The organism is Ferrimonas balearica, assembly GCF_019802085.1.
In the GTDB taxonomy this organism is placed as follows: Bacteria; Pseudomonadota; Gammaproteobacteria; order Enterobacterales; family Shewanellaceae; genus Ferrimonas; species Ferrimonas balearica_B.
The window spans coordinates 36776-49880 of sequence record NZ_JAHVHV010000007.1 but is presented as its reverse complement, the minus strand read 5'-3'; the positions used below and the strand labels follow the sequence as shown (position 1 = coordinate 49880).

Annotated in this window: 13 protein-coding genes; 3 read left to right on the top strand and 10 right to left on the bottom strand. The window is 61.6% G+C overall.

Annotated features, from left to right (window positions below):
• Nucleotides 1-9: 9 nt before the first annotated feature.
• The 10 genes from KUV81_RS19180 to rpmH all read right to left on the bottom strand — a co-directional run bounded on the left by KUV81_RS19180 (nucleotide 10) and on the right by rpmH (nucleotide 9117).
• On the bottom strand, nucleotides 10-909 hold the full coding sequence (locus KUV81_RS19180; RefSeq protein ID WP_222545515.1) for a ParB/RepB/Spo0J family partition protein: 900 nt from the start codon (nucleotides 907-909) through the stop codon (nucleotides 10-12).
• A gap of 10 nt (nucleotides 910-919) precedes the next feature.
• Entirely contained in the window at nucleotides 920-1717 is a 798-nt protein-coding gene (locus KUV81_RS19175) for a ParA family protein (protein ID WP_222545514.1), read from the bottom strand.
• Between the two features lie 10 nt (nucleotides 1718-1727).
• Nucleotides 1728-2360 carry a 16S rRNA (guanine(527)-N(7))-methyltransferase RsmG gene (rsmG, locus tag KUV81_RS19170; RefSeq protein WP_222545513.1) on the bottom strand — a complete coding sequence of 211 codons (633 nt, stop codon included), beginning with the start codon at nucleotides 2358-2360 and terminating at the stop codon, nucleotides 1728-1730.
• An 87-nt stretch (nucleotides 2361-2447) separates the two neighbouring features.
• A complete protein-coding gene (mnmG, locus tag KUV81_RS19165; RefSeq protein WP_222545512.1) occupies nucleotides 2448-4337 on the bottom strand; it encodes a tRNA uridine-5-carboxymethylaminomethyl(34) synthesis enzyme MnmG in 1890 nt (629 codons plus the stop codon).
• A gap of 427 nt (nucleotides 4338-4764) precedes the next feature.
• Nucleotides 4765-5205 carry an FMN-binding protein MioC gene (mioC, locus tag KUV81_RS19160; protein WP_222545511.1) on the bottom strand — a complete coding sequence of 147 codons (441 nt, stop codon included), beginning with the start codon at nucleotides 5203-5205 and terminating at the stop codon, nucleotides 4765-4767.
• A gap of 116 nt (nucleotides 5206-5321) precedes the next feature.
• The gene (gene mnmE, locus KUV81_RS19155; RefSeq protein WP_222545510.1) at nucleotides 5322-6689 is read right to left on the bottom strand and encodes a tRNA uridine-5-carboxymethylaminomethyl(34) synthesis GTPase MnmE; all 1368 of its coding nucleotides are present in this window, start codon (nucleotides 6687-6689) and stop codon (nucleotides 5322-5324) included.
• Nucleotides 6690-6759: 70 nt separating this feature from the next.
• On the bottom strand, nucleotides 6760-8379 hold the full coding sequence (gene yidC / locus KUV81_RS19150; protein ID WP_222545509.1) for a membrane protein insertase YidC: 1620 nt from the start codon (nucleotides 8377-8379) through the stop codon (nucleotides 6760-6762).
• Between the two features lie 3 nt (nucleotides 8380-8382).
• The gene (gene yidD / locus KUV81_RS19145) at nucleotides 8383-8637 is read right to left on the bottom strand and encodes a membrane protein insertion efficiency factor YidD (RefSeq protein ID WP_222545508.1); all 255 of its coding nucleotides are present in this window, start codon (nucleotides 8635-8637) and stop codon (nucleotides 8383-8385) included.
• Entirely contained in the window at nucleotides 8601-8960 is a 360-nt protein-coding gene (gene rnpA, locus KUV81_RS19140; RefSeq protein ID WP_222545507.1) for a ribonuclease P protein component, read from the bottom strand. Before rnpA ends, yidD begins: the two co-directional genes overlap by 37 nt.
• A 22-nt stretch (nucleotides 8961-8982) precedes the next feature.
• Entirely contained in the window at nucleotides 8983-9117 is a 135-nt protein-coding gene (rpmH, locus tag KUV81_RS19135) for a 50S ribosomal protein L34 (RefSeq protein ID WP_013347301.1), read from the bottom strand.
• 428 nt (nucleotides 9118-9545) lie between these two features.
• Between rpmH and dnaA the strand changes: the two genes are divergently transcribed.
• Genes dnaA through recF form a run of 3 tightly spaced genes read left to right on the top strand, consistent with a single transcriptional unit; the run spans nucleotide 9546 to nucleotide 13097 of the window.
• A complete protein-coding gene (dnaA, locus tag KUV81_RS19130; protein WP_409995578.1) occupies nucleotides 9546-10916 on the top strand; it encodes a chromosomal replication initiator protein DnaA in 1371 nt (456 codons plus the stop codon).
• A gap of 13 nt (nucleotides 10917-10929) precedes the next feature.
• Entirely contained in the window at nucleotides 10930-12030 is a 1101-nt protein-coding gene (dnaN, locus tag KUV81_RS19125) for a DNA polymerase III subunit beta (RefSeq protein WP_222545506.1), read from the top strand.
• Nucleotides 12030-13097, top strand: coding sequence for a DNA replication/repair protein RecF (gene recF, locus KUV81_RS19120; protein ID WP_222545505.1), 1068 nt, complete (start codon nucleotides 12030-12032; stop codon nucleotides 13095-13097). Before dnaN ends, recF begins: the two co-directional genes overlap by 1 nt.
• Nucleotides 13098-13105: the final 8 nt, after the last annotated feature.

Here is a 13105-nt window from a genome sequence, read left to right as displayed (position 1 = left end):
TGCGGGGTGTTACTTCTCAATCAACTCCGGCGCAAGTTTGATCAAGATCCCATCCAGCTGGTCCAGGTCTGTGTAGTTGATCACCAGTTTGCCCTTGCCCTTGTTGCCATGGTTGATGGCCACTTCCGCTCCGAGGCGTTGAGTCAGCTGGTCCGCCAGACGGGCGATGTCCGGATCCGGCGCCTTGGGTGTCTTGGGCGGTTCGGGGTTGAGCAGCTTGTGGATCAGCTTCTCGGTCTCCCGCACCGTCAGCCCCTTGCCGGTCACCTGGCGGGCGGTCAGGGTCTGCTCATCCCCGGAGAGCGCCAGCAGGGCGCGGGCGTGGCCCATCTCCAGGTCCCCATGCTCCAGCAGGGTTTTGACCTCCTCGTTGAGGCTGTTCAGACGCAGCAGGTTAGTGACCGTGGTGCGGGACTTGCCTACCGCCTCCGCCACCTGGGCGTGGGTCAGCTCGAACTCGTCCGCCAGGCGCTTGAGGGCGATCGCCTCCTCCATGGCGTTGAGGTCTTCGCGCTGGATGTTCTCGATCAGCGCAATGGCCACCGCGGCGTTGTCTTCCACCTGCTTAACCAGGCAGGGCACCGTGGCCAGGCCGGCCATCTGGGCCGCCCGCCAACGGCGTTCGCCGGCGATGATCTCGTAGCGGTCGCCCGCCAGCTGTCGCACGATGATGGGCTGGATCACCCCCTGGGCCTTGATGGAACTGGCCAGCTCCTCCAGGGCCTCATCGGACATGTCCCGGCGCGGCTGGTACACACCGCGGCGCAGCACCTCCACCGGCAGTTGAGACAGGCCTTCGCGCTCGACGTCCACCGGCACCTCTTGCGACGGCTGACGCTGTGCCACCGCCTGACTGCCGCCCAGCAGGGCATCCAGCCCTTTACCCAATCCGCGTTTTTTCGGGGACATCGGTATCCTCTTATTCAGCCTGTTCGGTTTCGGTTACCCGGGCGGACTCGGCCCGGCGCAGCATCTCACCGGCCAGGGCCAGGTAGGCCTTGGCTCCGGCACTGCTCTTGTCGTAATACATGGCCGGCGCCCCGAAACTGGGGGCTTCCGCCAGGCGCACATTGCGGGGGATCACCGTGCGGTACACCTTGTCGCCAAAATGCTGCTTGAGCTGATCGGACACGTCGTTGGCCAGTCGGTTACGGGGATCGTACATGGTGCGGAGGATCCCCTCGATGGTCAGGGCGGGGTTCACCACCTGGGCCAGCTTGCCGATGGTGTCCATCAGGGCGGTCAGCCCCTCCAGCGCGTAGTACTCGCACTGCATGGGGATCACTACGGAGTCCGCCGCCCCCATGGCATTGACCGTCAGCATGTTCAGCGAGGGCGGGCAGTCGATGAAAATGTAGTCGTACTGGTCGAGGATCGGCGCCAGGGCGTTGCGTAGGCGCACCTCCCGGGCAAAGAACTCCATCAGCTTGATCTCGGCGGCGGTGACGTCGGCGTTGGCGGCGATGAGATCGTACTTGCCGCTGGTCTCACGAACGATCACCTCGTCCGCCGGCACCTCTTCCACCAGCAGATCGTAGGCGGTGCGGGGCACCTCGTACTTATCGACCCCGGATCCCATGGTGGCGTTGCCCTGGGGATCGAGGTCGATCAGCAGCACCCGGCGTCGGGTGGCCGCCATGGACGCCGCCAGGTTGATGCTGGTGGTGGTTTTGCCCACCCCGCCTTTCTGATTCGCAATCGCAATCACTTGTGCCACGGCTGTTCCCTCAATCCTCGGAGTCGCGGGTTTTCACCCGGACCAGATGGCGTTGTGCGTCCAGACCGGGCACCTGCAGCACCAGGGTCTGTTCGATCTCAAACTGGGGCGGGATGGACTGCAACTCGTCCGGGTCCAGTTGCCCCTTCAGAGCCAGAAAGCGACCCTGGGGGGCCGTCAGATGAGCGCACCAGCTCAGCATGTCCTCCAGGGAGGCGAAGGCACGGCTCAGCACGCCATCGAAGCCCTGCTCCGGCTGGTAGGCTTCCACGCGGCTTTCGACGGCGGTGACGTTGGTCAGCCCCAGGGTGTGGATCACCTGGCGGATAAAGCGGATCCGTTTGCCCAGGCTGTCCAGCAACACGAAGGTCTTGTCCGGATGACAGATCGCCAGAGGCAGCCCCGGCAGACCGGGGCCGGTGCCCACATCGATAAACCGCTGTCCCTGCAGGTGCGGCCCCACCACGATGCTGTCCAGGATGTGCTTCTCCAGCATCTCCATGGGATCCCGAACCGAGGTGAGGTTGTACGCCTTGTTCCATTTGTCCAGCAAGGTCACCAGCTGCAGCAGTTGGTCCTGTTGCTCGGCACTGACAGTCAGACCACTGTCGGCAATGAGGGTCGAAAGGCGTTTCGCCAGCACGGATGGGTCCCCTAAAAAGAATCAAAGAGTCATTATGAAGGCGGCGGCGGGGCATGGGAAGCCCCGCCGCCGTGAGAGGCGTTCAGCTTAGGCGCTCTTGCGAAGCAGGCCCTGTTTTTTGAGGTAAACCAGCAGCAGTGAGATGGCCGCCGGCGTGACCCCGGAGATTCGGGAGGCGCTGCCGAGGGTTTCCGGCTTGTGCTCCAGCAGCTTGGCCATCACCTCATTGGACAGGCCCTTCACCTGGCGGTAATCCAGGTCCAGCGGCAGCGGCGTCTGTTCGTGACGGCGGGTTTTCTCGATCTCGTCTTTCTGACGCTCGATGTAACCGGCGTACTTGACCTGGATCTCCACCTGCTCGGCGGCGCGTTCGTCCGCCAGGGCCGGGCCCAGTCCCTCCACCGTCATCAACTGGGCGTAGCCGAGCTCCGGCCGTCGCAGCAGCTCTTCCAGGTTCGCCTCCCGGGACAAGGGGGTCTTGAGCTGAGGATTGAGTGCCTCGGCCTGGGGGCTGTCTTTCTGCACCCAGGTGCCGCGCAGGCGCTGGCGCTCCTGCTCGATGGCCTCGACCTTGTCATTGAACTTGGCCCAGCGGTGATCATCCACCAGCCCCATCTCACGCCCAAGCTCGGTCAGGCGCAGATCCGCGTTGTCCTCCCGCAGCAGCAGGCGATGTTCCGCCCGCGAAGTGAACATGCGGTAGGGCTCCTGGGTGCCCAGAGTGGAGAGATCGTCCACCAGCACGCCCAGGTAGGCCTGATCCCGGCGGGGGCTCCAGCTGTCCTGTCCCCGGGTGCGGCGGGCGGCGTTGAGCCCGGCCAACAGCCCCTGCGCACCGGCCTCTTCGTAGCCGGTGGTGCCGTTGATCTGACCGGCAAAGTAGAGCCCCTCGATGAACTTGCTCTCCAGCGAGGCCTTGAGATCCCGCGGATCGAAGTAGTCGTACTCGATGGCGTAGCCGGGGCGCAAGATCTGGGCCTGTTCAAAGCCCTTGATGGAGTGCACCAGGGCCACCTGCACGTCGTAGGGCAGGGAGGTAGAGATCCCGTTGGGGTAGATCTCGATGCTGTTGAGCCCCTCCGGTTCAACAAAGATCTGGTGCGAGGTTTTGTCGGCAAAGCGCATCACCTTGTCTTCCACCGACGGGCAGTAGCGGGGACCGATCCCGTCGATCACACCGGTGTACATGGGGCTGCGATCCAGCCCCTGGCGAATGATCTCGTGAGTCCGCTCATTGGTGTGGGTGATGTAGCAGGAGATCTGGCGGGGCTGCTCGGCCCGGTCACCAATATAGGAGAACAGCGGCGTCGGTGAGTCACCGGGCTGCTCCTGCATCACCGAGAAGTCCAGGCTCCGGGCGTCCAGGCGGGCCGGGGTGCCGGTCTTCAGCCGGTCGATGCGCAGAGGCAGCTCGCGCAGTCGGTGGGCCAGGCGCACCGCGTTGGTGTCGCCAATGCGTCCGCCGGCGTAGTTGTCCAGACCGATGTGGATCTTGCCATCGAGGAAGGTGCCTACGGTCAGCACCACGGCGTCGGCATCGAAGCGGATCCCGGCGTCGGTGATCACCCCGACCACCCGATCCCCATCGAGGGCCAGATCGTTCACCCCTTGCTGGAATACGGTCAGGCCCGGCTGGTTGAACAGCATCTGCTGGATCGCCTGGCGGTAGAGGGCGCGATCCGCCTGGGCTCGAGTGGCGCGCACGGCTGGGCCCTTAGAGGCGTTCAGGGTACGGAACTGGATCCCGGCCCGATCCGCGGCCAGCGCCATGATCCCACCGAGGGCATCGATCTCCTTAACCAGATGCCCTTTGCCGATGCCCCCGATGGCGGGGTTGCAAGACATCTGACCCAGGGTGTCCAGGTTATGGGTCAGCAATAGGGTGCGGGCACCTGTCCGAGCGCTGGCCAAGGCCGCCTCGGTACCGGCGTGGCCGCCGCCTACTACGATGACATCATAATGTTCCTGAACTCGCATGGGTTGCTCACTCTGTCGGTTTCAAAAAAGCGCTGCATTCTATCACCGCTTATGCATCTAGAGAAGGTTACTTCTTAACCGTTCCCCACTCCCTCGATCCCTAATATTTAAAAGATCTATTTAAAGATCCTTTATTGTTCTTACTATTAGGGATCGCGATCTCTGTGGGTAACTGCCTGAAAGCCAGTAACACCAAGGGTTTTAGGCGGATCGTTTGCTGTGATCAACGGGCGATCATATGGGATCAAAAGGTGAGGATAGATCGCGATCTTATGCACAGGGGTGGATCCGGACTTCCTAGGAGTGGGAGTAAGTCCCAGTTAGATCACAGATGGATCCAACCTTATGCACAGATCCCTGTGGTTAGATCCTTGATCTGTGAATGACTCGCCTTAACCTGTGGAAGGATCGGATCCCATAGGTGCGATCAAAGCCGCTCCAGATAGCTTTCAATCCACCTTAGTGCTTGATCTTCTGGGATTTCAGGTGACTGAACGTCGATTTCGATCCTGTCCACAAGGGGGATCGCACCCAGGGATCGCATCAGTGGCTCCAGATGATCAAGCGCGCCACAAAAGGTGTCGTAACTGGAGTCACCGATCCCACACAGGGCCAACCGAGTGGTGCCGAGATCCGGTTTTTGCTGGGTCAATTCGGCCTGGAAGGGCACCAGGTTGTCGGGCAGATCGCCGGCGCCATGGGTGGAGGTCACCACCAGCCAGTGGTCGAATTGGCGAAGTGTGGTGAGCTCGGGGGTCAGGGTGGGGTGGCACTGGTGGCCGGCTTGCTCGAGCCGCTCCTGCAGCTCATCGGCGACCGCTTCTGCGCCGCCCATGGTGGTACCGATGATCAAGGCGATCTGGGTCATGGGGTGGTCCTCATCCGGGTGGGGCTCCGAGGGAGCCGGATGGGCACATTGTCCGAAGGGGGCGGGGGAAAAGCCAGGAAAAGCGACAGCCCGCCGAAGGGGGCGGGCTGAGGCGGTTACTTGCCGATGCAGAAGGAGGAGAAGATGGCCCCGAGCAGATCATCGGAACTGAACTCTCCGGTGATCTCGGAAAGGGACTGCTGGGCCAGTCTCAGCTCCTCTGCCAGCAGCTCTCCGGCCTGAAACACTTCGAGTTGCTCCTTGCCCTGGTCCAGGTGACGGGCGGCCAGCGTGAGCGCCTCCAGATGGCGCTGTCGGGCCATAAAGCCGCCTTCGGTGGTGCCCTGGTAACCCATGCAGGCTTTGAGGTGCTGCTTGAGGGCATCGACCCCTTCGCCGGTGCGGGCACTGAGACGGAACAGCGGGTGGCCATCGCTCTGGCCATGCTCCAACGGCTCACCTGTCAGGTCCGCCTTGTTGCGGATCAGAGTCAGGCCCATCTCCTTGGGCAGACGGTGGATCAGCTCCGGCCAGATGGTTTCGGCGTCGGTGGCGTCGGTCTCGGTGCCGTCCACCATCAACAGCACCCGATCGGCCTGCTCAATTTCGCTCCAGGCCCGCTCGATGCCGATCCGCTCCACTTCGTCGGAGGCGTCCCGCAGGCCGGCGGTGTCGATGATGTGCAGGGGCATGCCGTCGATGTGGATGTGCTCACGCAGCACATCCCGGGTGGTGCCGGCGATGTCGGTGACGATGGCGGACTCCCGCCCGGCCAGGGCATTCAGCAGGCTGGACTTACCGGCGTTGGGCCGACCGGCGATCACCACCTTCATCCCCTCGCGCATCAGGGCCCCCTGGCGGGCGCTGCGGCGCACCTCATCCAGCTGGCGCATGATGGCGTTGAGATCCCCGGCAATGCGGCCGTCGGAGAGGAAATCCACCTCTTCGTCGGGAAAGTCGATGGCCGCTTCGACGTAGATCCTCAGGTGAGTCAGCTGCTCCACCAGTTGATGGATCTGGCCGGAGAACTCGCCCTGCAGCGAATGCATGGCGCTGCGCACCGCCTGCTCGGAGCTGGCTTCGATAAGATCGGCGATGGCTTCGGCCTGGGTCAGGTCCAGCTTGTCGTTCAAAAAGGCGCGCTCGGAGAACTCTCCGGGCCGGGCGGTGCGCAGTCCCTCGATGGTGAGGATGCGGCGGATCAGCATGTCGATCACCACCGGACCGCCGTGGCCCTGAAGCTCCAGCACATCCTCGCCAGTGAAGGAGTTGGGGCCTTTGAACATCAAGGCGATGCCCTGATCCAGGGTGGCGCCGCCCAGGTCCTTGAAGGGCAGGTACTCGGCGTAGCGGGGTTTGGGCACCTTGCCCAGCACCTGCTGCGCCACAGAGGCCGCCAGAGGGCCGGAGACCCGCACGATCCCCACCCCGCCCTGGCCGGGCGCGGTGGCCTGGGCCACGATGGTGTCCTGATGATCAGTCATAGAAACGAATTCGAAGTGATTGAGCCAAGTGTAATAAAAAAGAAGGCGGCGCAAGCGCCGCCTTCTGGGATTATTTCAGTCCCTGTTTTTCCAGCGACCGGTAGATGATCACCTGCTGGGCGATGGACACCAGGTTACCCACCAGCCAGTAGAGCACCAGACCGGACGGGAACCAGAGGAAGAAGATGGTGAACATCACCGGCATGTACTGCATGATCTTCTGCTGCATCGGGTCCATGGTGGCCATGGTCGGCTGCATCTTCTGCATGATGAACATGGAGGCGCCCATCAGCAGGGGCAGCACGTAGAAGGGATCCTTCACGGAGAGGTCGGTGATCCAGCCGAAGAAGGGCGCGTGACGCAGTTCCACACTCTCCAGCAGCACCCAGTAGAAGGCGATGAAGATGGGGAACTGCAGCAGCAGCGGCAGGCAGCCGCCCATGGGGTTCACCTTCTCCTTCTGGTACAGCTCCATCATCGCCTGGCTCATGCGCTGGCGATCGTCACCGAAGCGCTCTTTCAGATCCGCCAGCTTGGGCTGCAGCTTGCGCATCTTGGCCATGGAGGTGTACTGCGCCTTGGTCAGCGGGTACATGAAACCACGGATGATCAGCGTCATCAGGATGATGGCCACACCCCAGTTGACCACCAGGCCCTGGAGGAACATCAGCAGGCTGTGCAGCGGCTGGGCAATGAACCACAGCCAGCCGTAATCCACCACCAGGTTCAGGGTGGGGGAGAGGGCGGACAGGGCTTCCTGGTTCTTGGGACCCACGTAGAGGGTGGCCCCCAGGGTCTGCTCGGTACCGGCGGCGATCTGATGATTGGCCTGCTTCACACCGATGATGGCGTCATTGCCCACCACGCGGGAGTAGATCTCGTTCTGCGCGTTGGCTTCCGGCACCCAGGCGGAGACAAAGTAGTGCTGCAGCATGGCGATCCAGCCACCCTGGGTGGTCTGGTTCAGGTTGCTCTTCTGCATCTTGTCGAAGGCATACTTCTCGTAACGGGCGTCAGCGGTGCTGTAGGCGCCCCCACGGTAAGTCGGCATCATCATGCTGCCTTCGCTCTGGCCGATGGTCTGCTTCAGCTGACTGTACATCTGAACCTGGATGGCGTCATCGCTGCCGTTGCGGATCAGGTAGTCGACGCGCACGTCGTATTCGCCGCGGGTAAAGGTGAAGCGCTTTTCAAACACCACGCCCTGATCATTGGTGTAGGTCAGGGGCACCACCAGTTGGTCTTGACCCTGGGCCATCTCGTACTGGGTTGCTTGGACCTGGTACACCGGGCGTTCGCCGCTGGCGTGGGGGCCCTGGGCGCCAATCAGACCGCTCTGGGCCACGTAGGCGAAACCGGGCTCGTTCTCCAGGATGGTCAGCGCCTCTTCACCGCCTTGCTCCAGCTTGTGCTCGGGCAGGGCTGCGAAGATGACGTCGCCGCCGGTGGCGTCGATGGTCAGGGTCAGGGTGTCGGTCTGGACCTGGATCAGGCGATCAGAGATCTCGGACGCCGCCGGGGCCTGGGTGTTGGTCGCGGATTGGGGCACATCGCTGACGCTTCCGGAGGCGGTCGCGGTCGGAGTGGCCGGCGTCTCGGCTTGCGGCGCTTGGTCCAGCGTCCACTGTTGCCACAGCAGGAAGCTGACAAACAACAGGCCGATAAGGATTAAATTACGTTGAGAATCCATAGGTTATTGATCTCTGCCTCGTTTGGCGGGTGGTACCGGGTCTGGGCCGCCCGGATGCAAAGGGTGACATTTTAGTATGCGGACGATTGCTAACCAACACCCATATGCCACTCCGTGACGAGAAATCGCCTCGATGGCATAGCTTGAGCAGGTCGGATGAAAGCGGCAGTTGGGGCCGAGCAAGGGACTGATCAGCTTGCGATAGCCCTTGACCAGCGCAATCAGGACGCGTTGCAGCGGCGAGAGAGCTTGCGCCATAACTTTTCGACCAGCTTGTGCAGGGCGGCATTGTCCAGCTCATCCAGCCCCTTTTTGCCGATCACAACAATGTCGACGGCGGGGAGTTCATGCTGGTGCAGACGGAAACTGTCTCTGACAACGCGCTTGATGCGGTTGCGCTGACACGCTTTTTTGACGTGTTTCTTGGCGATGGTCAGTCCAATGCGCGGGTGAGAGTGCCCAGTTGGCGTGGCCAGTAACGTCAGTTGAGGGGAGGCTGCCCGGACGGGGTTAGCAAAGACGGGTTTGAAATCGCCGGGAGTCAACAGACGTTGCTCCCGGCTGAAAGCGTATTGCACCATTGCGGCGCTCCGAAGATCGGAATTACGCGGACAGGCGAGCACGGCCTTTGGCGCGGCGACGGGCCAGAACCTGACGACCGTTTTTAGTGGCCATACGGGCACGGAAACCGTGGTTACGCTTGCGCTTCAGTACGCTCGGTTGAAAAGTACGTTTCATGGCTTTTACCGTTCAGTTAACTGTACAGATTAACTTTCGACGCCAGAGCTAAAGCGCTTGGCGGGTCAAAAAAGAGGCCGAATTCTAATAAAAGTCGACCCACTGCGTCAATGAAAAAGTTGACGGCGTCCAAAATAAGGGGCGAGAGCACCAGTTATTGTGGATAACATTGTGCATCAGCCCCTAGATATAGACAGGCCGATCCAGATCGGATCGGCGCTGGCCCAATTATAGGGATCTCGGCGATCCCTTTCCAGCCCTTTTATATCGCGGATTTGCGCCGCCCCGGCGGAGGATCGCCCGATCGGATCGCAAATCGACGATCAAAGATCCTTTCTGGGGATAACCTCTCTATTGGCTATAGCGATCCCGCCCCAAGGGGAGTAAAATTGACCCTCTTTGGGACTGATAAATCTGGGACAATCGCGGTGAGCTTACCGGTATGGCAGCAGTGTGTGGATCGACTCCGGGAGGAGTTGCCGGCACAGCAATTCAGCATGTGGATTCGCCCTTTGCAGGCGGAGCTCATGGGTAACACCTTGGTACTCTACGCGCCGAACCGGTTCGTACTCGATTGGGTACGGGACAAGTACCTCAACTCCATCACCGCATTTCTGTCCGAAACCCTGGGCGACCAGGCCCCCTCTTTGCAGTTCGACATCGGCAGCAAGCCCGAGGTGCGTCCCAAGGTGGACATCGGCACCCAGCGCCCGGTGACGGCGGCGGCCCCGGCGGCCCCGGTGCGCACCGAAGCCCCGGCCAGCCCAAGCCAGGGGACACGCAGCAACATCAATCCCAACTACCAGTTCGATAACTTTGTCGAGGGTAAGTCCAACCAGCTGGCCCGGGCCGCGGCCAGCCAGGTAGCGGACAACCCCGGCGGGGCGTACAACCCGCTGTTCCTCTATGGCGGCACCGGCCTGGGTAAAACCCACCTGCTGCATGCGGTGGGCAACGGCATCATCAACAAGAAGCCAAACGCCAAGGTGGTGTACATGCACTCCGAGCGCTTTGTCCAGGACATGGTCAAGGCGCTGCAGAACAACGCCATCGCCGAGTTCAAACGCTACTACCGCAGTGTTGATGCCCTGCTGATTGATGACATCCAGTTCTTTGCCAACAAGGATCGCTCCCAGGAGGAGTTCTTCCACACCTTCAACGCGCTGTTGGAGGGCAATCATCAGATCATCCTGACCTCGGATCGTTATCCCAAGGAGATCGATGGGGTAGAGGACCGGCTCAAGTCGCGATTCGGCTGGGGTTTGACCGTGGCCATCGAGCCGCCGGAGTTGGAAACCCGGGTGGCGATCCTGATGCGCAAGGCCGAGGAGAGCAGCATTCACCTGCCGGACGAGGTGGCTTTCTTTATCGCCAAGCGGCTGCGCTCCAACGTCCGCGAGCTCGAAGGGGCACTGAACCGGGTGATTGCCAACGCCAACTTCACCGGCCGCCCCATCACCATCGATTTTGTCCGCGAGGCCCTTCGTGACCTGCTGGCTTTGCAGGAAAAGCTTGTTACGATTGACAATATTCAGAAAACGGTGGCGGAATACTACAAGATTAAAGTCGCCGACTTGTTGTCAAAACGTCGTTCGCGTTCCGTCGCCCGTCCCCGTCAGGTGGCCATGGCCCTGGCCAAGGAGCTGACCAACCACAGTCTTCCCGAGATCGGGGATGCTTTTGGGGGCCGCGACCACACTACGGTGCTTCATGCCTGTCGCAAAATCGAGCAGCTGCGGGAGGAGAGTCATGACATCAAGGAAGACTACGCGAACCTGATCCGAACCTTATCCTCCTGACGGGTGAGTACGCATGCTATTTATCATCAACAGGGAAACCCTGCTGAAGCCGTTGCAACTGGTCTCCGGGGCCGTGGAACGTCGTCACAACCTGCCTATCCTGGCTAATGTCCTACTGGAAGTGAGTGGTAACTTACTTAAAGTGACCGGCACCGATCTGGAAGTGGAACTGATCGGCCAGGTGGAAGTGGAAGGGGAAGTGCGTCCCGGCCGCACCACGGTGCCCGCCCGCAAGTTTCTCGACATCTGCAAAAGCCTGCCAGACCAGTCCGAGCTGCGCATCGAACAGCAGGACAACCGCCTGCTGATCAAGTCCGGGCGCAGTCGCTTCTCCCTCTCCACCCTGCCGGCGGACGAGTTCCCCGAGATCGGCGACTGGAAAGGGGATCTTCAGTTCACCCTGCCCCAGGGCGTGCTGAAGTCGCTTATCGAAGCCACCCAGTTTTCCATGGCCCATCAGGACGTCCGCTACTACCTCAACGGCATGCTGTTTGAGACCGAAGGAAACGTGCTGCGCACCGTGGCCACCGACGGGCACCGCCTGGCGGTCAGTTACCGGGTGATCGAAGCCTCTCTGCCGGAGAAGCAGGTGATCGTGCCCCGCAAAGGGGTGGTGGAGCTCAGCCGCCTGTTCGAGGATGAGCAGGAGGAGATCACCCTGTGCATCGGTGACTCCAGCATCCGCGCGGTGACCCGGGACGCCATTTTCACCTCCAAGCTGGTGGATGGTCGCTTCCCCGATTACCGCCGCGTCCTGCCCAAAGACGGTGACAAGGTGGTACTGGCGGAGCGGGATACCCTGCGTCAGGCCTTTGCCCGGGCCTCCATCCTCTCCAACGAGAAGTTCCGCGGGGTGCGCTTGCACCTAGAGGACGGCCGGCTGACCATCACCGCCAACAACCCCGAGCAGGAGGAGGCGGAAGAGGTGCTGGACGTGGCTTACCCCTACCCGTCGCTGGAGATCGGCTTCAACGTATCCTATGTGCTGGATGTGCTCAACGCACTCAGGCAGGAGCAGGTCAAGATCATCCTGGGGGAACCCAACAGCAGTGCGCTGTTTGAGAACGGCGACAACGACGAGTCACTCTACGTGGTGATGCCGATGCGCCTCTGATGGGCATCGACCGTCTGCAGATCCAGAATCTGCGCAACGTTCAGGCCGCCACGCTGCAACCAGCCGGTGGCCTGAACCTTATCTACGGCGATAACGGCAGCGGGAAAACCTCGGTGCTGGAGGCGATCTGGTTTCTCAGCGTCGGTCGATCCTTTCGTACCCACCTGGCGCCCCGGGCCATTCGACATGAGTCGCCGGACATGGTGCTCTTCGCCCGCACCCAGGCAGGAGAGAAGCTGGGGCTGCGTCGCGGTCGCGAGGGGGAGAGCGAGGTGCGGATCAACGGTGAGCGGCCGGAGCGGCTCGCGGACCTGGCCGCCTGCCTGCCCCTGCAATTGATCAGCCCCGAGAGCTTCGCTCTGTTGCTCGAGGGCCCCCAGGCCCGCCGCGAATTCATCGACTGGGGGGCCTTTCACAGCGACCCTCAGTTCATCGGGATCTGGTCCCGTTACCGCCGTTTGCTCAAGCAGCGCAACCAGTTGCTGCGCCAGCAGGCGCCCAATGCCCAGTTCGCCATTTGGGACAAGCAGTTAAGCGAATACGGTGAAGCGCTGACGGCGATAAGGAAACGCTGGGTAAGCTCGTTAAATGCGACGTTGACGGGTATAATAAGTCAGTTTTTGCCCGACCTGCCGATCCGGGTCAATTTCAGCCAGGGATGGGACGCCAAAACCCCCTTGTCCGAAGTGATCCACGGCCAGCTCGAGCGCGACAAACAGCTGGGCTACACGGTGTCCGGCCCCCATAAAGCGGATCTGCGCCTTCGGGTGGGTAACCTCCCGGTGCAGGACGGCTTGTCCCGGGGGCAGCTGAAGCTGCTGGTGTGTGCGCTCAAGATCGCCCAGGGCCGGATCCTGGAGGAGAAGGAGGCGGGGCGGGGTTGCGTCTACCTGGTGGACGATCTGGCTTCCGAGCTGGATGAGAGCCACCGAGCGCTGTTGCTCGACCAGTTGAAGTGCACTGGCGAGCAGGTGTTCGTGACCGCCATTGAGCCTTCGCAGTTGGTGATGGTGCAATGGAACAAGCGGTTCCACGTGGAACAGGGTCGGGTAACCGAACAGAATTAATCAACGAG

Coding starts and splice junctions, on each gene's coding strand:
- KUV81_RS19180 (WP_222545515.1), bottom strand. CDS start 909: ATGTCCCCGAAAAAACGCGGATTGGGTAAAGGGCTGGATGCCCTGCTG.
- mnmG (WP_222545512.1), bottom strand. CDS start 4,337: ATGCGAGTTCAGGAACATTATGATGTCATCGTAGTAGGCGGCGGCCAC.
- mioC (WP_222545511.1), bottom strand. CDS start 5,205: ATGACCCAGATCGCCTTGATCATCGGTACCACCATGGGCGGCGCAGAA.
- mnmE (WP_222545510.1), bottom strand. CDS start 6,689: ATGACTGATCATCAGGACACCATCGTGGCCCAGGCCACCGCGCCCGGC.
- yidC (WP_222545509.1), bottom strand. CDS start 8,379: ATGGATTCTCAACGTAATTTAATCCTTATCGGCCTGTTGTTTGTCAGC.
- yidD (WP_222545508.1), bottom strand. CDS start 8,637: ATGGCGCAAGCTCTCTCGCCGCTGCAACGCGTCCTGATTGCGCTGGTC.
- rnpA (WP_222545507.1), bottom strand. CDS start 8,960: ATGGTGCAATACGCTTTCAGCCGGGAGCAACGTCTGTTGACTCCCGGC.
- rpmH (WP_013347301.1), bottom strand. CDS start 9,117: ATGAAACGTACTTTTCAACCGAGCGTACTGAAGCGCAAGCGTAACCAC.
- dnaN (WP_222545506.1), top strand. CDS start 10,930: ATGCTATTTATCATCAACAGGGAAACCCTGCTGAAGCCGTTGCAACTG.
- recF (WP_222545505.1), top strand. CDS start 12,030: ATGGGCATCGACCGTCTGCAGATCCAGAATCTGCGCAACGTTCAGGCC.